We start from the raw sequence: 23542 nt of genomic DNA on the forward strand, positions 1-23542 counted from the left end.
ATGCCCTGCTCGATGTTGAAAAGCGGAAATCAGTATCGCTAGAAAGCTATGCGACCTTCGCGGTTTTAGCAATAGAGGCATCGTGGAATCTGTTCGAAATTGGGTTGCGGTGCAAATTTTGGGCTCTGTCGCGAATTTTTCTCGCGGGTCGGTAGGGCTATGATCGCAGGCAGCTAAGCAGGCGGGATAGCGCGATGATTGATTTCAAGGGCAGCCATTTTGAACGCGACGTGATCCTATGGGGCGTCCCCTGGTATTTGGCGTATCCTATGAGCTATCGTCAACTTGAGGAAATGATGGAAGAGCGAGGCGTCGAAGTCGACCATTCCACGCTCAACCGCTGGGTCGTCAAATATGCGCCTTTGCTGGAGAAGCAGTTCCGTGCTCGCAAGCGCTCGATCGGATCCAGCTGGCGTCTCGATGAGACCTACGTGAAAGTCAAAGGTTGCTGGAAATATCTGTATCGGGCGGTCGACAATGCAGGCGCGACGGTGAATTTCCTGCTGACGGCCAAGAGGGACTGCAAAGCCGCGTTGCGCTTTTTGCGAAAGGCGATCGGCCAGCATGGCGAGCCGGAGAAGATCACGATCGACAAGAGCGGCGCCAACACGGCAGCGATCGAAAGCTACAATGCGGAGCATGAAGCGGACATCGAAATCCGCCGCATCAATATCTCAACAATATTGTTGAACAGGACCATCGAGCGGCGAAGCGAGTGACGCGGCCGATGTTGGGTTTCAAATCATTTCGATCAGCTGCTGCGACGCTTTCTGGCATCGAGCTCATGCACATGATCCGAAAGGGGCAGCTGCAAACGACAAGCGAATTGCGTCCAGCACAGCAGTTCTACGCCATCGCCGCGTGACCCGCGTCGTTCGTACGCGCTCATCACGTCTATAAACAAAAATTGCGACAAAGCCAAGTCTTTTGCCAATTTATCCTTCCGCGTGCGTCAATCGCATGAATATGCAAATCGCGCTGCGATGGCGCGATGGTCGCCGTGGGGCCGGGAACGGCTCCCTTGCAGGGTGGGACGATGAAACGAGCGAACGGATTTCGATCGAGAACGGCGTCAAATGTCGCTTCCCGTTCATAGGCGCCATCGCCCATGAACGAAGCCGCAGCCTGGGGCAACTTGTCCAACAGCGCGGGGACGTGAGACGCGCCGTCGACATCCTTGTCCGTGAGATCGAAGGTGACGATCTCGCCGGTGTCCGCGTCAATGCCAACATGCAACTTGCGCCAGGCGCGGCGCTTTATGGTTCTGTGTTTTTCAGACAACCACTCGCCGGCGCCGCGCAATTTCAGTCCGGTGCTATCGACGATCAGATGAAGCTCGCCGGTTCCCATCCGCGCAGGCTGGCAAACAGACAGGCCACATGCTCGACGGCTCAGCTTCGTATGATCTGGAACCGGCAGGTCGATCTCCAACATTTTCATGATAGAGCCGATCTGGCCTTCACTCTGACGCAGCGCCAATCGAAACACGGCGCGTAAAGTGAGGGCGGTTTCAATTGGCGAGATCCCAATAGTGGCGCTGCCCCCCCCCCCCGCGTCGTGCGAAGCTGCGCCCTCCAACCGACGATTGCTTCGGGCGTGAGCCAGATCGTAAGGCTGCCGCGATTGCGCAGCGCCGCATCATGGTCCCGCCAGTTCGCGACCCGATGACGCGGACGCGGAATGTCGCGCCTGCCCTTCGCGTGAAACTTGAAAGGCATGGTCCGCTCCCGTCGTCAAAACCGGAAGCATGTTTTCCCCAGCATTCCTTAAAATCCCGGATCACCAGGTATCCCTGCACCAAGCTCACGTCGCGTTCAAAATGGCTGCCCTTGAAGTCGATCATCGCGCCGTTCCGCCTGCCCCACTCCACAGCGATCATGCCTCAACCGACCCGCGAGGAAAATTCGCGACAGAGCCTACAAAGATCGCATGCTGAAGCGGTGTTGTCTGTTATTTATTGACAGAAAAGCGGCTACGCTGATATCCAGATTGCGGCGAGCCAAGCGACGATGGCTGCCCCATAAATCAAATTAGTTGCACTGCTGTGCCTGATGAGGCTGAACTTTTGTGGTTCTAGCCGCCCGCGAAAGACTCCGGTGTCCACCCCTAACTCGTCTTCGATCTTTCTTCCCCGGATGATCAGGTCGTTGTGCAGTTCAGAATTTCGTAGGTCGTAGATCAACAGTCCCAAGGTCACCATGAGCCCAAGGACCGAAAACAGGATGCGAACTTGCGGTGCAATGAATTTGCTCGGTTCCCCACTGCCGATGACCGTCGCCAGAGACAGCAAGGACGCCGTCGGGACCAGCGCGAGCAATTTGAACCGGACATCGACCAGCATCCGCCATGTCGTGCAAGTCTGCTCGTAGAGCTTAAACAGCAGATCGCTGTCGCCTGGCGATAACTCAGCCACTCGAGCGCTTCGGATGGTGGGAAGGTGGGTCGTATCGGATTTGTGGTTTTCTCGATTACTCATTGTCGGCAACCTCAAGCGGTGCTATCCTATTTATATTATGATATAAGCATCTGATGCGGAGCCACTTCAATGTGGGACAAGCTTTACGATCTCACGGATCGACTTGTCAACAGCGGAGAGATTTCACCTCAGGGCGATCGGGTGAAGAAGTAGGTGACAGATCGCTCTCGTGCTGAATCAGTCGACTTCCTGTTGATTCGGGTAGGAGGTCAGGTCGATGGACGAGAGCGGGGCGGATTGCGCGGCTTTGGCCGAGACGACAGTGTTCCTACAATATTTCAACGATATGCCGGACGAACGGCAGCCCGGCAAGGAGATGTATCCGCTCGACGAGATCTTGCTCTTGTCCCTGCTCGCCGTGCTGGCCGGGGCGGAGGCCTTCACGGATATCGCGCGCTTCGGCGAGAAGAAGCTCGACCTTTTGCGTCGCTTCCGCCCTTTCGCCAACGGCACGCCGGCGCATGACCACCTCGGCGACATCTTCGCCACGCTCGACGCCGAGGCGTTCCAGCGCTGCTTTGTCGCCTGGACCGCCGCGCTGACCAAGGCGCCCGCCGATGTCATCGCTATCGACGGCAAGACCTCGCGCCGGTCCGGGGCGAAGAAGAACTCCAAGCAGCCGATCCATATGGTCTCGGCTTTCGCAGCCAGGCAGCGTCTGGTCCTGGGGCAGGTCGCCGTCGCGGAAAAATCCAACGAGATCGTCGCCATTCCCGCGCTCTTGGATATGATGGCGATCGAAGGCGCCGTCGTCACCATCGACGCGATGGGCTGCCAGCGCGCCATCGCCAAGAAGATCAAGGACAAGAAGGCCGATTACATCATTGCGCTCAAAGGCAATCAGGGAACGCTCCACGAAGACGTGAAGTTGTTCGCCGCCGAGCAGAAAGCCAATGGATTCGCGGACGCCACGGTCAGCCGCCACGAGACGCTCGACGGCGACCACGGCCGCATCGAGACGCGTAGTCCGATGATCGATTTCAAGGGCAGCCATTTTGAACGCGCCGTGATCCTGTGGGGCGTCCGCTGGTATGTGGCGTATCCGATGAGCTATCGTCAGCTCGAGGAAATGATGGAAGAGCGAGGCGTCGACGTCGACCATTCCACGCTCAACCGCTGGGTCGTCAAATATGCGCCTTTGCTAGAGAAAGAGTTTCGTGCTCGCAAGCACGCGATCGGATCCAGCTGGCGTCTCGATGAGACCTACGTGAAGATCAAAGGCCGCTGGAAATATCTGTATCGGGCGGTCGACAAGGCAGGGGCGACGGTAGATTTCCTGCTGACCGCAAAGCGGGATCGCAAAGCCGCGCTGCGCTTTTTGCGCAAGGCGATCGGGCAGCATGGCGCGCCGGAGAAGATCACGATCGACAAGAGCGGCGCCAACACGGCGGCGATCGAAAGCTACAACGCGGAGCATGAGGCGAACATCGAAATCCGCCGCATCAAATATCTCAATAATATCGTCGAACAGGACCATCGAGCGGTGAAGCGAGTGACGCGGCCGATGCTGGGTTTCAAATCATTTCGATCGGCTGCTGCCACGCTTTCCGGCATCGAGCTCATGCACATGATCCGAAAGGGGCAGCTGCGAACGACAGGTGAATTGCGTCCAGCACAGCAGTTCTACGCCCTTGCCGCGTGAGCCGCGTCGTTCTCAAGCGCTCATCGCGTCAATAATCAAAAATTGCGACAAAGCCAAATTTGCACCACAGCCCCTCCAACCCGATACGCCCGATCGAATGTCCGAGCTTACGCAGGAAATCGACGATCGCATCCGGATGGCTTTCGACCTTCGCCTCCGAAACGATCTTGCCACCTCCATCGACGATGCAAACGCTCGAGAGTTCCAAAGACACGTCAATTCCGACATAATGATGGAGTGGATGCCCGCTAATAGAGCTTCGAACTGCACCCGGCTCAATTGCAGGACGCCGTCGCTGACCTGCGGCCAAGAAAACCGTTATCGCCAAGACGCTTGTAGATCAGCACGAGTCCGGTTCCGTCCCACAACAAAATCTTCAAGCGATCCTTTCGCTTCGAGCGGAACACGACGATGAGGCCGGAATGCGGATCGAGTCCGAGCTTGTTTTGCACCAGAGCGGCCAGCGCGTCATGCCCGCAACGAAAATCGACGGGACGCACGGCGAGCACGATCCGCAACCCTTGCGACGGAATGATCACGCGCCGCGCTCCAACGCCGTCATGATCTCGGCGATGCGCGTCGACGCGGTGTCCTGCTCCAATCGTAGCACGACCTTGCCGACGACGATCTCGATCTTCGCATCGCTCTCATTACGAACGGACGGCTGCTCGAGTTCGATCTCCACGAACTCCGCGGGACCCGGTCACGAGCGCAAGCCGCCCGGTGCGCGCCTGGCGGCGCCACTGCGTCAATTGCTGCGCGTATACGGTGGACGCTACGTGCGGCTCGAGGACATGCTCTCGGGGAACCTGGCGAAGGCGCAGATCAGCAAGGACATTTTCTAAATGGCATTGTCCGAGCGTCGATGCCGACCGCGCCGCGCGTGCGTATAGCTGCTCGAAATTGGAAGCGGCGACTACCCGGCGATTCCTATTGCGACGCCCCTCGAGAAGCGGCTGTCAATTCGGCTCTCTTGCACCTTTCGGCATGCGTTGTTATGATTGCGTCACTGCAAAAAGATCACAAACAAGCGTGCAAATTTTTATCGCGTCGGCTCATTATCCTTCGCGCAGCTTTGAATTCGGTCGGAGTCCTCATGCCCAAGTGCCTGGAATACGCGAAGGAATGGGGGTGCACTGAGACCGCGGACCACGGTCACTCAGAGTGCGCCAATTGGTCCAAAGAGTGTTGCACTTGGTGGCCCTGCAGCTGGGCTTGCGAGATCATCAGTTGGATCTGCCACGCGACGGTTTGGATTGAGAACATCGTCTGCGTCGGCTATGGGTGGATTGTCACGTCGGCTTGCCTTGTGTGGGATATTATCGTCATCGTGATCGCCAATGCGATCAGTCTATTCGAGTCCATCTTCGGCTGGGTATTGTCGGCCGTAGCCTTCGTCATAGACCTATTCTTTCTAATCCCTGGACTCGGCAATGCGCTAAAGGTGATCCTGGGAACGGCTACGGCGATTGTGTGGACAGTCGTATCATTGCCGGACGCATTGGCAGGCCTTTTCGGCGTGCGGCCGGAAAAGCGTCTGCGTGTCTGCACGGTTGTGCTGTCCGATGAACTAGGCGAACCCATTGCCGATCTCGCCTATGTACGGATGATGCTACAAGCAGCTGCAACGGCCTTCAAGCATGAGGCCAATGTCCGGCTCATGCCGTCGGCACCGTTCCAATTCTCCAACGGGTTTGCAGGTGAGGCGGAGGTCACTGATGACTGGATCATCGTCGACAAGACCCCGAGCACAAAGGCGTTGCTTGACCCCGCCACAGGTGGCCAAGGCTTCGTCAAGAACTTCGGAGAACTGGGTTCGCAATTCGAGGCCAAGGCCAGCCGCTGCTGCTTCTACGGAAGTTGGCGGCGGATCGTTGGCTATGGCGCGCCGGTAACAGTGTTCATCGTCCGAAGCCTTGAGCGCGCGTACGGTCATGCTCAATATGAAGCTGGTTGGGTCTGGGTGCAAAACCAGGGGCCGCGCAACGGTTGGCCGATAGGCCTGCTGACGTGCAACCTCCGGGTCATCGCCCACGAGGTGAACCATGTTTGTGGTCACTGGTGGCACCTCAACGCTGGTTCAAACCAGGAAAACCTTATGGAAGTCCCGGCAACTGAGACGCCTCCCACAATCGAGGCAGCAGTAGCCCGCATGCGACTTAACACGTTCCAGATTTTGCTACTCAGGGCTTCGAAGCATGTCACTTACATCTAACCCTCTGGCTATTCAGAGACGAGTCTTCCTTATCAAAACCCGTAAAGATGTGGACCTTCTGGGGCGACTCCCAGGCCTGCGGCCGTCCCACATCGGCCATATTTCGCTCGGCGGAACTACATTGCCGGAAGAGGTCCGCGCCATCGAGCCGGCGATCAACGACAGCTTCCATGCTTGCGGATGTCCTCAGGCCGCGATCGGGTTACTGATCGCAGTCGCCACTGACCTCATCCTCAGCACGCCGGTGAACATTTCCGGATGGCTCACACTTGCTGGCGCGGCAATCCTAGGGACCGTCGCGGGCAAAGGTGTCGGCAAACTGTTAGCTTATGTAAGGCTTCGCGGCTTGCTTGCGCGACTCGTACCGCACCTGCCGATGCGACCTCGCGACACGCACATTTGCGGATAAGGCACATAAGCAACAGATGAATTGCGTATGCTCGAGAAGCGGCTTCCGTTTGCGGCGGGCGTGGCTTATCTTTCGTTGATGTGCGGGCGGGTTCAGCCAATCCTATACTTGGGCCGAAGTGTACGCTTTTTTGAGCGTGATCGGGCCGCCACGGAACCTGCGACCCCGCTACAACATCGCGCCCACCACGACGATCGATGTCGTGCGTTCCGGCGATCCCACTCGGATCGAGTTGCATCATCACGACGTCGACGGTCGCGGGCCGCCGACGTTCGATTGGCCGATCACCGCAGGCTACTGCCGAGCGATCGCCGAGGCCTTCGGCGTTCCGCTCTACTTCTCATGGCGCGACGGTGGTCTGCGCCGCGAGATGTTGCGCGATAGTGAGCCCACCGCGTCGGTGATGTTCGAGACGCCGGAAGGAGGCGTCACGACGGTCGGCGGTCGCGGCGTTCTCGGCACACTCTGCGGTTTCCGCAGGTGACGGGAGACTTGCGGCTACGCTGGTGTAGCCCCGTCGCGAAACATTCCGCCGGCCGAAGCCGAAGCGCGCTATTATGCGCAACTCGGTTTCCACATCTATCAGCGCCCCAGCCAGTCCACGCGACGGCCGAGGGACCGGCGGTTGGTTCCGTTAGCGCGGCGACCGCCTATCACGAAGCCATCGAGGTCATGCGCTGGGCGCGCGCGTTGCTCGCTTCGGGCGTCTCACCCTCCGACATCGCTATCGCCACAGCGTCGCCGGTTGCGCGGCGTTTTCTCGCCAATTCCGGCCTCCTGGATCACCAGAGCCGGGTCGCGCGCCAGAATTCTCACCAGCATTCCTGCGGCGCCGGAAGGGGAGCGCTCGCCGCGCTCCCATTTGCGCACGGTTCCCAGCGACGCGCCCGTGACCTTCGCAAATTCTTCCTGCGTCAATCCCGCTTTGAGGCGCGTCTCGGCGATGAAGCTCCGATCGATCTTCAGCTTGTGCGCGCGGGTTCCTGCGCGCGGCTTTCCTTTGGCGTAGGCGAGAGCGTCTTCGAGACCCGAGATCATGCTTTCGAAATCTTTGCCGTCCATCGTCCTATCTCCGGAATTGGGCGCGGATCGCGTCGGTGAGCGCCGTCGCCGCTTTGCGCTGTCTGGGATCGAGGTCTGCTTGCACGTTCTTGGCGTAGACCGTGATCAGAAAGCACGGCATGTTGGCGTCGTGAAAAAATGTGATGAGGCGGGCGCCGCCTCGCTTTCCTTTTCCGCCCAGCGGAACGCGGACTTTCCGCATGCCGCCCGTGCCTTGGATCAAATCACCGGCTCGAGGGTCGGCCGCGATCATATCGATGACGGCCGTTCTCTCGGCTTCGCTCATGATCTCCGTCGCGCGCGCCAGATCGGTTTCTGTCTCGACGACGGTGATGCGGGCGAATTCATAGTCGATGAATACCCCAAAGGGGTAGCCGAATGCAAGGCGCCGGCGGGGCGTGCGGTTCGAAAGTGGGTCCGCCCGGCCACGCCGCTCCCCGGGCGGCGGTCTGCTGGTCAGTGCGAAACGACGCCGTGGCCGTCGGGATGGCGGGCCCGAACGAAAACCCGTCGCGCCGCTTCGGCGGCGATCGCGACCGCCGGCCTCGGGCTCCGCCGAGAGGGCGATGCACGAATATCCGGGCTTCGCCAGCGTCAGTCCACGAATGAACCACGAAGATCCGACGCCTGAATTCGATTTTCGGGGGCTGTCCAGCCATGAAATGCGAATGACACGCCCGTATGGCCGGGAAATCTGCGTCATGTCCGATAAGCGCCGATTATCGGACATCGAACGCGCCCTACGTGTGCGGCGGATATACCGTGAAGCGATGTGACAAAGCGCCGCCGTCGGTTGCGATCCCGCAATGAGCCGATTCGACTCCGACACGCTCATCGCGGCCGATGCGGCCGCCGCTCGCCGCGTCAAAATCCCCGCGGCGAGCGGCGCGCCGAGTCGCTGCTATGGCCTCGACCGGCTCGTCTAAAGCTCTATCCGACACCATTTTTCCTGGCTGGCGCGGCTCGCGCCGGGCGGCGCGTCGTTCTCGGCCGGCGTCGGCCTCGCGCTCCTCGATCAGACACCGCGGACCGAGCCGCGCTTCGCGGGCGCGCCGTCGCCGCGCCGGTCGCAAGCTCCCGCAAGGCCGAAGCTCTCTGCGACCCGTCTGCCTCGCCGCGCCCGGCGCCGGCGCGTCGACGCTGGGCGGCCGTCTGCTCGCCCTCTGCGCGAGCTCGTGCGCCGCGCGAGCCTCGATGGCGCCGTGCTCACCACCTGCCGCCGCGCCCGGTGGCGATATCCTCGCCGCATGGGGTGCCGATCTCGGCCTCGCCCAGCGGCTGAATTGGGACCGGCCGCTGCCGCTCGCCATGAACGGCGCCGTCGATCCGGCGCTGCGCCGCGGGACGCAGGGGTGGCGGTCGCGGCCGGGCGATCCCGATTGGAGGAGGCCCTCGCCGCCGAGCTCGCACGCTCGCGCCGAAGCATTTCAGCAGCTCGCGCCGCGCCGCGGTACGCGCCCCGCGTAACGCGGGACTGACGGATCCGGCGACGCGCGCGGAGAATTCGGGAATGGCCGGCAAGGAGGCCGGTCGCGACGTGATCGGCCGCTTGAAGCGGCTTGCCCTCGTCGACGGCATCTCGCGCGCATCCGAGCCCGGCGCTCCCTTTTTTATGTTAGGCGCGTTTTGCAGTGGCGATTTGGGCGCCAACGGGGGGAATCCGCGCGACGCTGGCCCGCCCGAACTGACGCCGACCGAGCTTCTGACCGTTACGGGCTCTACCAACTCGCCACGAAAGACTTTCACCACCAATTCGATGGCCACGCTTGGTGCCTATGGTCTCCGGTCCGTCCGTCCAGGCACCGCTGTTACACCTCGCAAGGGGGGTACGACCTGAAAGAGAGGGCTGCGATGGTCACGACCAACCTGCCGACCCCCGACTTTACCTTTGATCCGAGTCAACTTGGCGCCTGCACTGCAGGCGTACGACCCTATCGCAACGGATCGTATCGGCTAGACGCAGAGACTATTTCGCAGAAATTCATTGTCCACAATTACGGCCACGGTGGCGCTGGTATCACGCTGAGTTTCGGCTGTGCCGCGAAGGTGCGAGACATCGTGAAGGACCATCTGGTGTCCAGTCCAGGGACGACGGAGGTCGCTGTGCTCGGCACCGGCGTGATGGGCTTGACGGCGGCAACTCTGCTTCTCGATCTCGGACTGAAGGTCACAATCTATGCCGATCGCGCGCCGCTGCAGACCACCTCCGCTAAGGCAGGCGGCCAGTGGGCGGTCTCGGTTGTAGAATACGCCGGCAAGGAGGGTGAGCTCGCCGAGATTCTCAAGACGGCCCACCGCGAGTTCAAGAACCGCATAGGCCAAGGTTATGGCGTGCTCGAGCGGCCAAACTACACCGCTACGCCCTCGGAAAACCTCGATGTCGTGATCAAGCTCGTGCCTGGCCTGATCCCAGCGCGACAATCCTTGTCTCGGCTACCGTTTGAGCACCACACCAAGCGCGGTTTCGTCTATCGGACGTTGCTGGTCGAACCGCCGATCCTGCTCGCCAGGCTCAAGGCGGACCTCGATAACCACGGAGTCGCCTTCGTGTCGAAATCTTTCGCGAGCCGTTCGGACGTTCTGACGTATGTGCCGCAGAGCATTATCGTCAACTGCACGGGGCTTGGCTCGATGACGTTGTGGAGCGACCCCAAAATGACGCCGATAAAAGGACAGCTGGCCATGCTACCACCGCAACCGGCGCTTCAATACCTCTACGGCCAGAACGGGTACATGTTCCCTCGCAGCGACCATGTCGTGATCGGCGGCACCTTCGAGGCCGGCGTCAACAACGAGAGGCCGAACAAGGCGGTGTGTCGAAGCCTCGTCGACCACATCGCCTCGCTGTTCGGGCGCGCAGCCGTCAAGCCGCTCTCCGATATCCACATTCACAACCCGTTCCATGCGCCGATCGTCAATCCTCGTGTCCCTGACGTCTGAGCGCCGCGCACATAGGCGCGCGCTCTCCTGGAGCGCAAACCATGGCCTTCACTGTCGCCGATTACATTCTGAAGCGACTCGCCGACCAGTATGTCGATCGGCTGTTTGGCGTGCCCGCCGCCTATTGCGCTCCACTGTTCGACGCCGCCCTTTCACACCGCATCAGATCCGTCGTCGCCGCGAGCGATCTGGAAGCGGGATACGCCGCCGATGGCTATGCGCGCACCAAGGGGCTTGGCGCCGTATCGGTGGCCTATGGCGTCGGAGCCTTGAGCATGATCAACGCGATCGCGGGCGCTTATGTCGAGCGGAGTCCAGTGGTCGTCATCAATGGTGGGCCGACGCCTGGCGCGATCGCCAACCTGCGCAAGTTCGACATTGTGTTCTCCCATTCTATCGGACAGGTCGCGACCGACCTCAATGCATACAAGCTCGTGACCGCGCTGGCGGTGCGCGCCGTTACAGCCGCCGAGGCGCCAGGCGTCGTCGACTTGGCGATTTCAACTGCAATATTGAGAAAGCGACCGGTCTACCTGGAAATCAACATGGACATCTGGACCGCGCCGTGCGCGGCGCCGAGCGGACCGCTGCAGACCGTCAACGCGCCCGTCGGCGACGAGCAGCAGCTTGCGGCAACGATCGTTGGCTTGATCCGCGCTGCGCATGCGCCGTTGATTCTAATTGGCGTCGAGGTGCAGCGTTACGGCCACGCGAAAGCGGTCGCCGATCTCATTACCAAGCTCGGCGTACGCTGGTCCACGACGCTGCTCGCCAAGTCCGTGCTGGCCGAAGGGGGCGACGGATGGGTCGGCGTCTACGATCCTCCCCACTCGCAAGCCGCGGTCAAGCGGGCGGTCGAACGGGCGGATCTCCTCGTCACGCTCGGCTGCGCCTTTCCGAACGGCTATGCGAACCTCGTACAGAATTCCTTCGGCCGGATGGTTCAGATTTATGACGGCAAGGTGCGGATCAAGGCCGCAGCGAAGCAAAACGCCGAACTCGGGGCGTTGGTCTCCGCGCTCGTCACCGAGGCGGCGAAGAAGCCGCCATCGTGGGCGCCCGGAGGCGCGCCGCCGCCTGTTCCCGGCCCGGCTTCGGGCGCGCTGACTTACAGGCAAGTGTTCGAGCGAATCGCCGTGGCGCTGGATCAAAGCTGGATCGTAATTCCCGATACGTTTCTCGGCGTTTATTCGGCGGCCAATCTGCCGATCAAAGGCCGCGATGGGTTCCTGTGCAGCGCCGTCTGGGCATCGATTGGCCACTCGGTCGCTGCTGCGGTCGGCGCTTCGTTCGGCGCCGCCCGCCGTCCGCTCGTCATCTGCGGCGATGGCGGCTTCCAAATGACCGCGCCGGCCTTGTCGACGATGGCGCAGCATGGCTGCAATCCCGTCATCATCATCGTCTCCAACGGCATCTATGGTTATGAACAGTTTCTCGTCGACAGGTCCTATTTCGAGAGCACGAGTAAGCCACCGCGCGACTATGTGGTGCTCAACCGTTGGGATTTCGTAGCCTTTGCCAGCGGGCTCGGCCTGCAGCTCGCTCGAGCGGTCAACACGGCAGTTGCTTTCGATGCGGCGTTGGCGGAAGCCGCGGCGTTCGACGGACCGGCGCTGATTGCTGCCCAGATCGATCCCCATGGCTTACCGGTCGAGCTGCCTTAAGTCTTCCTGAGAATTGCGGGAGGAGTCGACATGGAGCACCCGCTTCGCCTCGAAGAGTACTCTTCCCGGAAGGCGCCCCCGACGGCCGCTGTCGAAGATGAGATCGCCCTGCCGCTCGCGAAGGCGGCTGCTGCGCCGCTACCGCCGTTGCCAAGCCTTCCGGCGAGCGAAGTGCAATTCCTGCGACCGCCGGATCCGCACTATGCGGATTTCCTGCCAGCGGTGAGCAAGCGCAAGCAGCTAGCCCCGGCGCTGCGTGCGATCTGCAAGACCGAGCATGCCGTCGCCGTCATGGTCGATTGGGTGCGCAGCAATGGGTTGAACTTCGCCACGCGCAGCGGCGGCCACTCCTATGAAGGGCTGTCTCAAACGACTGGCATCGCTATCGATGTGCGCGGATTGAAGCGGCTCGCAGTCGACAAAGCGTCGGAGTTCGTCACGGTCGGGTCCGGCGTATCGCTGTTCGAACTTTATTCTGGGCTGGCCGCACAGGGACTGGCGCTGCAAGCTGGGAGCTGCCCAACTGTCGGCGTCTCCGGTCATCTCACCGGTGGCGGTCACGGCCTGCTGGCGCGCTCGCATGGATTGACTTGCGACGCCCTGCTGGATGCCACACTTGTCGATGGCCAAGGACGAGTGCTGCAGGCCAACGCGTTCTCGCAGCCGAACCTCTACTGGGCCTGCCGAGGCGGCGGCGGCGGCAGTTTCGGCGTCGTGACGGAATTCAAAATCCAGGTGTTTGCGTTGAAATCCGTACTGGTGTTCGGCGTATCCTGGAAATTGTCGCGGGCGGACGCAGCACGACTCTTCGCGGCCTGGCAGGACTGGGCGCCGAACGCGCCCTCAGGCATTACCTCGATCATGAAGGTCGGCCCGGCAGGAAATGGACTCATCGGAATGCGTTGCATCGGCCAGTCGGTCGGAGACGAAAGGGAGCTGCGCAATGAACTTCGGCGGCTGACGTCGGTTCTCTCGCCGTCGACGCGGCTGAGCGTGCGTATGCTCGCATTCCTCGACGCCGTCAAACACTTTGCGGGACCGCTCGTGTACGAGTCACTGCTCATGAAAGCAAAATCGGACTATGTGCTGAAACCTCTCAGCGAAGACGGAATCGGAGCCATGATGGCGGCGCTCGCACCAATTGTGCCTGGCGGTATAGTGCTGCTGTGCGACTCCTATGGCGGCAAGATCGCCGATATCGCACCTGACGCCACGGCGTTTCCGCGCCGGGCCGGCACGCAATATTGTATCCAATATTTCACGAGCTGGGGCCGTTCCGCTGACACACCCGTCCATCTTGCGCAAATTGCGAGGGTCTATGCCACGATGCGGCCGTTCATGTTCGGCGCCTCCTATGTCAACTACAGCGATCTTGACCTCGGCGACTATGCGTCGGCCTATTGGGGGGACAACCTTGCCCGACTGGTCGCGGTCAAACAACAATATGATCCCAACGATCTATTCCACCACGCCCAGAGCGTGCCGCTCAGCGTCCCCACCGTATGAGTTCCAGAGGGTCTTGATGAATTCGATCAGCGCGCACCGGCTCCGATGGAGCCGTCTAATCGCGGTTTCTATGTCAAGCGGTTTTGCGTGGCTTCGAATGCGTATGCCGGGTGCAGGGTCGTCTTCGCGGTCGCCATAGGCCGCGGCATGATGGGGCTTCGTGGGAAGAGCGTCCCAAGGTGGACAACGTACTTCGCCGAATCAGCGGTGCATCCCATCAAACGGAATGACCCGGCCCACGTCCCGGTAGGGACGTTCTAACGCGCTCAGAGTGAACGCTATTCCTATGCTGTTATGAAGCTATTCCGCCCAGTCTCGTCGATGGGACTCGACAACCAGAGAGGGCGAATTATCTGGCCCGCGTCGCGGCAGCGAAGGTCGGAGTTCGCCCATGACCGAGAACGAAAGTAAGCCGCAGGGCGGCGCTCTCGCCGGCAACAGCATGATTGTCGCCGCCCTGGTGATGACATGCGCTCAAATCGAGACGCGACCGTCAACTACGGCGCACGCTACCGATCGGGCCGGCGGATTGCCTCCTCGCTCGCCGAGTCCGCTGTCGATTCCCTTGTCGCCCGGAGAATGGTAAAGAAGCAGCAGATGCAATGGACGCTCAGAGGCGCACATCGCTTGTTGCAAGTTCGCGCGGCCGTTCTCAACGGCGATTTGCGTGAGCGATTGGCTTAACAACCTCCGAAGTCGACGCATCGTCATCACCTGACGTGGATGTTCGAGCCGACGCCACCTTTGTTAAAAGCGGCATGAGACCCAGTTAATTTATCGGTCCCAGTGAAGCAGAGCCGTTGGAACCCCGTCAATAAGCAAATGCCCACTATCTTTCTGAGACCGCTCGCCCTTCGCTCGATTGTGATCGATAGGGCTCGACAAGCAGGGAGAGCGAATTATCTGGCCCCCGTCGCGGCAACGAAGGTCGGAGTTCGCCCATGACCGAGAACGAAAGTAAGCCGCAGGGCGGCGCTCTCGCCGGCAATGGCTTGATCGTCGTCGCGCTCGTCATGACCGGTGCGGCCTTCATCTATCGCGAAGCGCCGCTGCTGCCTTCGCGTCCGAACTCGAGCGAGATGGCGATCCGCGAGGCTGCCCCGCAGGCTGACGCGCGACTGTGGCAGGACCCGTTCTCCGCCATTGCGCAAGCGCGAAACGCGAAATCGGAGTGCACGCGAGCTCTTCCGGCCGGATCATCGCCCAAGCTTGACGCAGATACGATCCCGCTGGTTGTGACTGTATCCGGCGGGCCGAATTACGACGACTCGGAATATCGTCGGCGGCTTCGTTACGCCGTGATCGCAGGACTCGATCGAGCCGGATTTCGACCGCATGATCCTCGACACCTGGGCTATTTCGCTCCGCGGCCCGATCGCGACCAGAAACGAATGTTGCCTTGCGTCGTTCCGTTTGAAAATTTCGAGGCGAAGAATATCGAATCGACTTCGGATTCTCCCGATCGGTCTTCGCACAAGAAGGTCTTGGTGTTTTGGCTGAACGAAGATGTCATCGCCGGCTCGCCTTTCGAGAAATTCACGAGGCTGCGTGAAATCGAAAAGCCGTCGAGCCGCCGCGCCGCAGACGCGTGGAATGGCCCGCTCTTCGTCATCGGACCGCAATCCTCCGATACGCTCGGCGATCTGATAGAAAATTCTCAGAATGCGGACCCCGGAGCCTATCAGATCGTCTCTTATGGCGCGACCGCCGAGAGGCTCGGAAAGGAGGTCGCCTGGCCGACGAACGGCGTGCTCCGTCGGGGGATTGCGTCGGACGATAAGCTCGCCGAGGTCGTCTTCGACGAATTGGACAAGCGCGGCGTAGCTCCAGGCGACCACCAGCATGTCGCGCTCATCGCCGAATCGGACACGATCTACGGCCAGAGCGTGGCGGACACGTTCGAACGCCGTTTCACGAAGGGGATGCGCAACGGCCGCGCCTGCTGCAGTGAGTCCTTCGTGCACAGGCTCGGCTATTTGCGTGGATTGGACGGAGCCACGCCGAAGGCTGAGAGTGGGGACCGCATGGATGCGGGCGTGCCGTCGAAAGACCGGGATACGGCCAAGACGCAGATCGATCCTCGCGCCCTCGATCTTCCTTATGGCCAGAGCCAGTTCGATTATCTGCGTCGCATCGCCGAAAGGCTGCGGAGGATAGATGACGGGCTACGCGAGCGGGGCAAGGAAGGCATAAGGGCGATCGGCGTGCTCGGAAGCGACGCCTTCGACAAGCTCCTCGTGCTTCGCGCACTGAAGCCGGCGTTTCCAAACGCGCAATTCTTCACGACGGATTTCGACACGATCTTCGCGACTGCAAGCGAGCTCGAATGGACGCGCAATCTGCTGGTCGCCTCAAGTCTCGGGCCGGAGCTTGACGGAAGTCTGCAAGGCCAGATTCCGCCGTTTCGCAGCGGCTACCAGACTGCGGCCTTTCTCGCGACGCAATTGGTCGTCGCTGAGGGGAAGGGCGTTCGGAATGGAAGCGATTCTCGTTCTGCGTCTGAGCCGCATGGCATGGGCAAGAATGGTTGGCGGGACCGCAACTTTAAATTGATCAGGGCGAAGGAACCGCAGCCGAAATTAGCGGCGTTGACGTCCGACCGCAGCGCTACGACGGCGCCCAGCCACATCGAAGACTGGTTTTCCGAAGCGCTGATTTTCGAGGTCGCGAGAACGGGCGAGATTCTGCCGCTTCCGCGCCATAGGACCGATTATGCGACGAAGCGGGCGCATTGCGACCACAATCGTCTCGGGTCATGCGACAACATCCAGCCGGACGCGCCGCGGCTCTATCCTTCGATCGGCGCGCCAGCGCAGATCGGCTTGGCGATCCTGCTCGGATCGGCGGGAGCCGCAATTCTAGTCTACGCCTATATCCGTCGCGAGCGATTTCGCAAATGGGGCAAGCCGGATCAATATTCCATCGACTTTGTCTGGCTCGGGGCGCTGCTCAGCTTGTCGGGACTCGTCGCATTGTTCTGGGAGTCTTTCGCGCGCGCTGTGACTGAGGACGGCGCCGGCGAGCGGATAGCCTTCTTCCACGGCGTCAGCACTTGGCCGTCAGTGCTGATTGCCTGTCTCGCCGTAATCGTCTCCATTCGGCTGATCATGCGCGCCGGCGCCGAGCTCGACGCCAATATCGACGAGATCGCGACGCGTATGAGACTGCCCAAACCCGAAACGCTGATAGACGCAGCAGACAAGAGGACAAAGCACGATAGCGGCTGGATGAATTTCAAAAGAATATTTTTTTACCGCCTATCGGAATCGGAAGTGAAGCAGCCCAAGGTGAGAAGCGATCCGCCCAAGCCGACGCAGACCTTGCCTTGGGCGCTATGGCCGGCCTTCGGCCTTTTCGGCGTATTTGAGACTTCCAACAAATCCGCGGACGATATGGGAGACGACGAGGAATCGGAAAAGAAGCTCGACGGGCTTCCCTATGAGGTAGAAAAGGCTTGGGAGACCTATGTGGTTCAGGGCCGTCGGAAGGCCCGACTTCTGCGCAGTGGGATCGCCAGCGCCATTCTCACCATCACCCTATTCGTGCTAGTAACGCTGCTCGGCGCGCCGAGCCCCCCGATTCGCGGCGATCTCGCGAGAACAGCCTCAACCTTCGGCCTCCTCGCCGAGGTGTTCTTCATTTCCATGCTCGTCTTTATCGTCTTCGACGCGACTTTTCTTTGCCTGAGCTTTATCTGGGAGCTCGCGCGAGGCTGCACGAAATGGCCGCAATTAACCGTGGCGCTGTACGAGAAAAAGCTCGGCAAGTCGGTGGGGGAGGTTTCGAAGCCGAGCGAGGTCGGCAGCTCCACGCCGGACCGCGTTCTAAACGATTGGATCGATCTTGTCTTCATCCAGCGGCGGACCGAATGCGTCAACGCGCTCGTCTATTATCCCTTCTTCGTGATCGCCATCGTGATACTCGCGCAGAGCGGTGTATTTGCTCCTTATCCTGCTGCTGGCCTCGTCTTCGCGGCGGAGGCAGCTGGGCTCCTAGCCGTCTTCTGCTGCGTATGGGCTTTTCGGCGCGTCGCCGAAAGGGCGCGTGCGGAAACGCGCAATCACATTTCCGACGTCGACATCCGAGCCAAGGCCGAGAGCGGCAAGGGCGGCTTGGGTGACGGCAAGATAAAGGACTGGTCGGCTCCCCAGCTCGACACGCTCCGCGAGCGCGTCGAGCGTATGCGTGGCGGTGCCTTCAGCCCAGTGCTCGAGCAGCCCGTTGTTCGAGCACTGTCTTTTCCCTTGCTGAGCATAGGCGTTACGAATCTGCTCCCATTGAAGACAACCTTCGGCTTTTAACCGCGTTTAACCGTGCTATCGCACCGAAATCTTCACCCGTCGGTTCGACTCTCTGCTCGCGGGGATCGTGGCTTTCGCCCAGCAGCTCCACAAGAGTGGTGCAATGCATCGTCCTCGCTCGATTTCGCGCGACAACACAAATGCTGGCCGGGAGATGACCGCATCACGGAAAAACAGGTGACAGGCCGGAAAGCGGCGGAGTAGCATCTCGCCAAATCGGCGAAGGGCGTCACTCGCGCCAACCTGCCGTGAATTTTCGGGGCGGGGAAAATCGTCCGGATCCGTCCCTCATCCGTGTTCATTTATTCTGCATTGAGGAGAAAGCGAATGTGGGGGCCGAAACTCTTGCATCTTGCGCGCCTAGTCGGCGCATCGCTGCTGGCCTCCGCCACTCTCGCCGCCGTGCAAACCGTCGACGGACAGGGCTGGGACGCCGCAACGCGCAACAATTTCTACACGCAGGATCAGGGAACGCGGCTTATTCCCTGGAGTTGGATGTCGGCGCTGGAACAGGCCGATGGAACGCTCTTCATGGCCGACAGCCTGTCCCGTTACGGCTATCTGCCCAATCCCGACAGTTCGCCGGCGGGCCTGCCGGTCGGCTTCATGGTGGCGCGGAGCGGCGTGGATGAGCCTTCGCTGGGAATGAATTGCGCCGCCTGCCACACCCGGCAGATCGAGTATGGCGGCAAGAGCTATCGCATCGACGGCGGGCCGTCCCTCGCGGATCTCGGCGCCTTCTGGAGCGATCTCGATGCCGCAGTGGGCCGTACGCTGGATGACCCGGCTAAATTCACCGCCTTTGCCAAATCCGCGCTCGGCGCGGAGTGGTCCGACAAAAAGCAGGAGACCCTGCGGATCAAGGTCAAGGCGTGGTATGCGCCGTTCCACGCCATTTCCGACGGCGGTCTGCCCAAACCGGAGCATGATCGTCCCTGGGGCAAGGGCCGCCTCGACGCCGTCGGCATGATCCTCAACCGTATCGCGGGTCTCTCCATCGGCGAGCCTGAAGACGGCCACATCATCGCGTCAAACATCGTGCGGGCCGATGCGGCGGTTCGGCCGCCCTTCCTGTGGAACTCGGCGATCCAGAACCGCACGCAATGGCCCGGCTTCGCCGAAAACGGCAACGACCTCCTCGCGCTGTCGCGCAATCTCGGTCAGGTGTACGGTGTCTTTGGCGTGTTTCGTCCCAAGAAAGACGACTCGCACCCCATCGGCTATGATTATCTTGGCGACAATTCCGCCAATTTCGATGGACTCGCTGCGCTGGAATCTGATGTTCACGCGCTTGAGCCGCCGAAATGGCCCTGGGCCGTCGATGAGAAACTCGCCGCGGAGGGCGAGAAGATTTTCAACTGGACGACGGCGCAAGGAGGCTGCGTCGAATGCCATGGCATCAAACCCCTTGCCGACGGAAATTGGCTCACCCCGGTGACGCCGATCGCTCAGATCCGCACGGACGCAAAGGAATTGTTGAATTTGGGGCGGAACGTCGACACCGGCGTGATGACCGGCGCCTTCATTCCCTTCCTCGGCCAGCCCTTGAAAAAAGTCGACAAGGCCGTGAGCGTGCTCGGCCTCTCGGTGCGCGGCGCGGTGTTGCAGCATTATTTTCCCGATGTGCGCATGGATCCCAATCTGCGCCGGCTGCTAATGAGCTTGCACCAGAGTCTCGACGTGGTGATTGAGACGCTGGATCCGAAGCTCAAAGCGGAGGTCATGAAAGATCTCGACGCCTTGAAGGGCGCCTATCCTATACCCGGCGTCGGCGCTCCGCCGGCTCCCGGCTACGAGGCGCGCGTGATGCAGGGCATATGGGCCGCCGCGCCGTACTTGCACAATGGCTCTGTGCCGTCCCTGGCCGAATTGCTCAAACCGTCGGACAATCGCGTCGGAACCTTCAAGGTCGGGCCGGCCTATGATCCGGCGGCGGTGGGCCTTGCCGTCGAACAGCCCACTTCCAGCACTACGCTGTCCACCACGGGTTGCGAGAATCCGACATCTGGCGACAGCCATTGCGGCCATGACTTCGGCGTGACGCTCAGTGACGACCAGAAGAAGGCGCTGCTCGAGTATCTCAAGACCTTGTGACGCGCGCAGCGCCGCGGAAACGACTTGGCCAACCGACGACGCAAATGGCGCTGCTACGGCTGCGTTAGAACGGAAGAGAAAACAGGGCAAAACGTTGCGCGGCGAGTAGGACGCGCATTCCTACATTCTGCTGTTGGTTTTTTCCGTAGCGAATTTGAGAGGTGGACGATGTTTGAACGCAATCGAATTGTGGTCGCGGCATGCTTCGTCGCCGTGAAGATGATCGCAACTTCCGCTCTCGCCGCCGAGCCAGACATCGACGTTGCGTTCGCCTGCGCCGAAGATCTTGCTGCAGGGCTTCCTCCGATCGCAGAAGACCGCTTAAACCGCTTCCTCGGCAAGGGGCGGCTTTCGCACGTGCGCTGCAATGGTGGGGAGTCCGCGGTCGCCAAAATGGGCGAGCCCTGGGTTGACTGGCAACATTATTGGGGCTCCGGCGACGCGAGCTCGCGCTCCTCGGTCCTAGACACCAAGCTGGAGCTCATTGACCGCAACAAACGAGGATTGAATGGCTCGCTGATCGATCTCGAATATCAGCGCATGGAATTGATACGCTTCAATCTCTTTGACAACAACAACACGTTCGAGCGCTATCTGACCGGCGATGAAGTCGCCGGTCGTAAGGTGGATGGTTCGGCGCTCAAAGTCTGGAAGGAGATGCGTCTCCCGCAGAACCATCCCGACTACGGGAAACTGCAGATCGACGCCGAAGGCAACCAGATTTGCGCAGGCGAGCTCATCCGCTTCCGTACGCTGAGCGGCGCGTGCAACGACATTCGCAACCCAGCGATGGGGTCGAAGGGGCAGCTCTTCGCGCGCCAGGTCGAGTTCGAGGCCAACTATCCGGATCTCGGCCTTGACGAATACACGAAGAACCGTCATGGCGAGAGGCTATCGCTGTTCAAGCCCGATCCGCAGATTATCAGCAGAAAGCTTTTTTCGCGCCTTCAATCGAAGCCGACGAGCTGCAATCTAGGCCATGGCGATCCGACCGCCGACGGCGGGAATTGCGACTACAAAAAGGCGCCTTTCTTCAACGTGCTCGCGGCGTTTTGGATTCAGTTCATGACGCACGACTGGTTCTCGCATCTTGACGAGGCGCGCAATGACCAGAGTCGCATCATGACGACTCTCGGATGCACGAGCGAGCGCGTGAACAATGTGGAGCAGCCGGTTTCTGCTGCCCGCGCCGCGGAGCTCGGTTGCCGCATAGACGACAAGATGGAGGCGGCGCTTGTCGCCGATAACAGCGATCCGGAACGCTTCAGCTACAATGGCGCAAGCCGGCTGAAACGCTCTTACCGCACCACCCGTAACAACGTCACCGCATGGTGGGATGTCTCTCAGATCTATGGCTATGACGAGCGCTCGCGCGGACGCCTGCGGGTCGACCCGAAGGATCCCGCGAAGTTCGAAGTGTTGACGCTGGCGGAGCGCACCGGCGCTGGTGACCGCCAGGGCTATCTGCCCGAGTTTCGTGCGGCCTGTGACAAAGGCGCGAACTCTGTCGGCTGCGACTCGCTGCAGCCGGAATGGGCTGGACAGGAGTCCGCAGCTTTCCCCGACAATTGGTCGCTCGGGATAAGCTTCTATCACAACCTGTTCGTGCGCGAACATAACAACGTCGTGGATGCCCTGCGCGACAGGGCGAAGAAGGCCCCGCTGAAAGATTCCGGGCTGCGCAATCCGGAAAAGCCGAATGACGTCATTCCCTATGCGAAGCTTTCGGACCGGGAGATATTCGAGGTCGCTAGGCTAGTTGTCGCAGCGGAGGTCGCCAAGATCCACACGACCGAATGGACCACGCAGCTGCTTTACGATGAGCCGCTACACGTCGCCATGAACGCGAACTGGTCGGGGCTCTTCGCCGATGATCTGATCGCCTCCAACGTGACGAAGCAGATCGTCGGGGCGCTCGGCGGGTCGGCGCACGCAACTGAGGCGAACCAATTCTACTCCGCTCTGGCAGGCGGCGCGGGCATCGTCGGTCTCGGCAATAGCCGGCACTGGCCGAGGTTCCTGCCGACTTGGCTGACGCCGGACCTCTGGAGCCTGAAAAATCCGGACGACGTCAATGGTGGCGTCAATCATTTTGGCTCACCGTTCAATTTTCCGGAGGAGTTCGTCTCCGTCTATCGCCTGCATCCGCTGCTTCCCGATCTCATTGAATATCGTGACCTCAAGGAGGCCAACACAATCCAGAAGAAAGTCCCGGTCATCGACACTTTCCGTGGCAAGGCGACGGCGGCGATGCGCGAGGGCGGACTGACCAATTGGGCGCTGAGCATGGGCCGCCAGCGGCTCGGCGTGCTGGAGCTGCAGAACCACCCGGCTTTCCTGCAGAACGTCGATCTGCCGCCGCGTCTCGACACCAAGCTCGACGTCGCGGCGCTCGACATCATTCGCGATCGCGAGCGGGGCGTCACGCGTTTTAACGAGTTTCGCCGCCAGATTGGCCTGCGGGATCTCAAGAGCTTCGACGAGTTCGTGGACCTTAGCGCACCGGATCGCGCGGATCAGCAGAAGATTGTCGATGCGCTCCGCGAGATCTATGGTCAGCACGTTTGCAACGCCAAGAAGGTCATCACGGCGGCGCAGCGCGACGCCACAGGCCAGCCGATTAACGACTGCCACAGCTTCCCCGACGGCAGTTCGGTCGACAATATCGAGGATGTAGACCTCGTTGTCGGCTATCTCGCCGAAATGGCGCGTCCGCATGGCTACGCGATCTCGGAGACGCAATTCCACGTCTTCATCATCAACGCCTCACGACGGCTGTTCAGCGACCGTTTTTTCACCTCGAGCTTCCGACCGGAATTTTACACGACCTTGGGGATAGAATGGGTGAACAACAACGGCTCCACTGGCAAGCAATACGAGTCGTTCGACATCAACGGTCGACATCACCAGGAGATCTCGCCACTCAAGCGGGTGCTGTTGCGCGCGATGCCAGAGCTCGAGCTGGAGTTGCGTACAGTCGCGAACGCCTTCGACCCTTGGGCCCGCGACCGTGGAGAATGGTACTCTTTGCAGTGGAAGGCGCGTCCGGGAGCTGAAGCAGACGAGGCGTTTAAATAATGAACAGGCAGAAAAAATTTTCGACCGTGATCGCTCCTGCCGAAGCTGGGGCCGAGCCAGTCGCTTGCGCAATGCTGAGCGATCAGACCGACAACGGTCCGTCGACGTTGCAGCCATTCGGACGGGCCGATCAGGTGATGACCGCGGCGCAGCCG

19 protein-coding genes and 2 pseudogenes are annotated in these 23542 nt (G+C 60.7%); 14 read left to right on the top strand and 7 right to left on the bottom strand.

Annotated elements, in window-relative coordinates:
* Positions 1–194: 194 nt before the first annotated feature.
* Positions 195–865, top strand: a protein-coding gene (locus tag K369_RS04300; RefSeq protein ID WP_371033290.1) for an IS6 family transposase whose coding sequence is annotated in 2 segments (ribosomal slippage) — positions 195–660 and positions 660–865 — 672 coding nt in all. Because the reading frame shifts where the segments join, the coding sequence is not laid out codon by codon here.
* Between the two features lie 29 nt (positions 866–894).
* On the opposite strand, the gene K369_RS25205 is transcribed toward K369_RS04300, so the two are convergent.
* Positions 895–1578, bottom strand: coding sequence for an IS5 family transposase (locus tag K369_RS25205; RefSeq protein WP_256380973.1), 684 nt, complete (start codon positions 1576–1578; stop codon positions 895–897).
* Positions 1579–1972: 394 nt separating this feature from the next.
* Entirely contained in the window at positions 1973–2476 is a 504-nt protein-coding gene (locus tag K369_RS04310) for a hypothetical protein (protein ID WP_198033017.1), read from the bottom strand.
* 217 nt (positions 2477–2693) lie between these two features.
* Here K369_RS04310 and K369_RS26970 point away from each other — a divergent pair.
* A pseudogene (locus K369_RS26970) lies at positions 2694–3437 on the top strand (ISAs1 family transposase); the annotation flags it as partial.
* A 9-nt stretch (positions 3438–3446) separates the two neighbouring features.
* Complete coding sequence (locus K369_RS26975) at positions 3447–4118, top strand: IS6 family transposase (RefSeq protein WP_198033028.1); 672 nt, start codon at positions 3447–3449, stop codon at positions 4116–4118.
* Positions 4119–4146: 28 nt separating this feature from the next.
* On the opposite strand, the gene K369_RS26060 is transcribed toward K369_RS26975, so the two are convergent.
* The 3 genes from K369_RS26060 to K369_RS26980 form a co-directional block, all read right to left on the bottom strand.
* Positions 4147–4332 (bottom strand): hypothetical protein, encoded by a 186-nt coding sequence (locus K369_RS26060; RefSeq protein WP_156967691.1) that lies wholly within the window; start codon positions 4330–4332, stop codon positions 4147–4149.
* Between the two features lie 61 nt (positions 4333–4393).
* The gene (gene tnpB, locus K369_RS04325) at positions 4394–4657 is read right to left on the bottom strand and encodes an IS66 family insertion sequence element accessory protein TnpB (protein ID WP_198033018.1); all 264 of its coding nucleotides are present in this window, start codon (positions 4655–4657) and stop codon (positions 4394–4396) included.
* Positions 4654–4803, bottom strand: coding sequence for a hypothetical protein (locus tag K369_RS26980; RefSeq protein ID WP_198033019.1), 150 nt, complete (start codon positions 4801–4803; stop codon positions 4654–4656). Before K369_RS26980 ends, tnpB begins: the two co-directional genes overlap by 4 nt.
* A gap of 624 nt (positions 4804–5427) precedes the next feature.
* Here K369_RS26980 and K369_RS04335 point away from each other — a divergent pair.
* The gene (locus tag K369_RS04335) at positions 5428–6333 is read left to right on the top strand and encodes a hypothetical protein (protein ID WP_198033020.1); all 906 of its coding nucleotides are present in this window, start codon (positions 5428–5430) and stop codon (positions 6331–6333) included.
* Positions 6334–6872: 539 nt separating this feature from the next.
* Positions 6873–7226 (top strand): SOS response-associated peptidase, encoded by a 354-nt coding sequence (locus tag K369_RS27505; RefSeq protein ID WP_245278090.1) that lies wholly within the window; start codon positions 6873–6875, stop codon positions 7224–7226.
* 224 nt (positions 7227–7450) lie between these two features.
* Here the strand turns inward: K369_RS27505 and K369_RS04350 are convergent, their stop codons facing one another.
* Both K369_RS04350 and K369_RS27510 read right to left on the bottom strand, forming a co-directional pair.
* A complete protein-coding gene (locus K369_RS04350) occupies positions 7451–7804 on the bottom strand; it encodes a DNA-binding transcriptional regulator (RefSeq protein WP_036288329.1) in 354 nt (117 codons plus the stop codon).
* A gap of 4 nt (positions 7805–7808) precedes the next feature.
* On the bottom strand, positions 7809–8534 hold the full coding sequence (locus K369_RS27510) for a type II toxin-antitoxin system RelE/ParE family toxin (protein ID WP_245278091.1): 726 nt from the start codon (positions 8532–8534) through the stop codon (positions 7809–7811).
* Positions 8535–8998: 464 nt separating this feature from the next.
* On the opposite strand from K369_RS27510, the gene K369_RS28140 reads away from it, so the two are divergent.
* From K369_RS28140 to K369_RS04395, 9 genes and pseudogenes are all read left to right on the top strand, one after another.
* Positions 8999–9271, top strand: coding sequence for a DUF1403 family protein (locus tag K369_RS28140; RefSeq protein ID WP_198033021.1), 273 nt, complete (start codon positions 8999–9001; stop codon positions 9269–9271).
* A gap of 43 nt (positions 9272–9314) precedes the next feature.
* Positions 9315–9641, top strand: coding sequence for a hypothetical protein (locus K369_RS26070; RefSeq protein ID WP_156967695.1), 327 nt, complete (start codon positions 9315–9317; stop codon positions 9639–9641).
* A gap of 14 nt (positions 9642–9655) precedes the next feature.
* On the top strand, positions 9656–10744 hold the full coding sequence (locus tag K369_RS04365; RefSeq protein WP_036288333.1) for an FAD-dependent oxidoreductase: 1089 nt from the start codon (positions 9656–9658) through the stop codon (positions 10742–10744).
* 41 nt (positions 10745–10785) lie between these two features.
* A complete protein-coding gene (locus K369_RS04370) occupies positions 10786–12408 on the top strand; it encodes a thiamine pyrophosphate-dependent enzyme (protein WP_036288335.1) in 1623 nt (540 codons plus the stop codon).
* 30 nt (positions 12409–12438) lie between these two features.
* Positions 12439–13914, top strand: coding sequence for an FAD-binding oxidoreductase (locus K369_RS04375; protein WP_036288337.1), 1476 nt, complete (start codon positions 12439–12441; stop codon positions 13912–13914).
* Positions 13915–14406: 492 nt separating this feature from the next.
* Positions 14407–14598: pseudogene (locus K369_RS25215) on the top strand (ISKra4 family transposase); the annotation flags it as partial.
* An 803-nt stretch (positions 14599–15401) separates the two neighbouring features.
* Entirely contained in the window at positions 15402–18215 is a 2814-nt protein-coding gene (locus K369_RS04385) for a hypothetical protein (RefSeq protein WP_156967696.1), read from the top strand.
* A 327-nt stretch (positions 18216–18542) separates the two neighbouring features.
* Positions 18543–20309, top strand: a complete 1767-nt coding sequence (locus K369_RS04390) for a di-heme-cytochrome C peroxidase (protein ID WP_036288345.1) — start codon at positions 18543–18545, stop codon at positions 20307–20309.
* A gap of 168 nt (positions 20310–20477) precedes the next feature.
* Positions 20478–23387: a peroxidase family protein gene (locus K369_RS04395; RefSeq protein ID WP_156967697.1), complete on the top strand. Its 2910-nt coding sequence runs from the start codon at positions 20478–20480 to the stop codon at positions 23385–23387.
* Positions 23388–23542 lie beyond the last annotated feature (155 nt).

Source organism: Methylosinus sp. PW1, from assembly GCF_000745215.1.
Taxonomy (GTDB): Bacteria; Pseudomonadota; Alphaproteobacteria; order Rhizobiales; family Beijerinckiaceae; genus Methylosinus.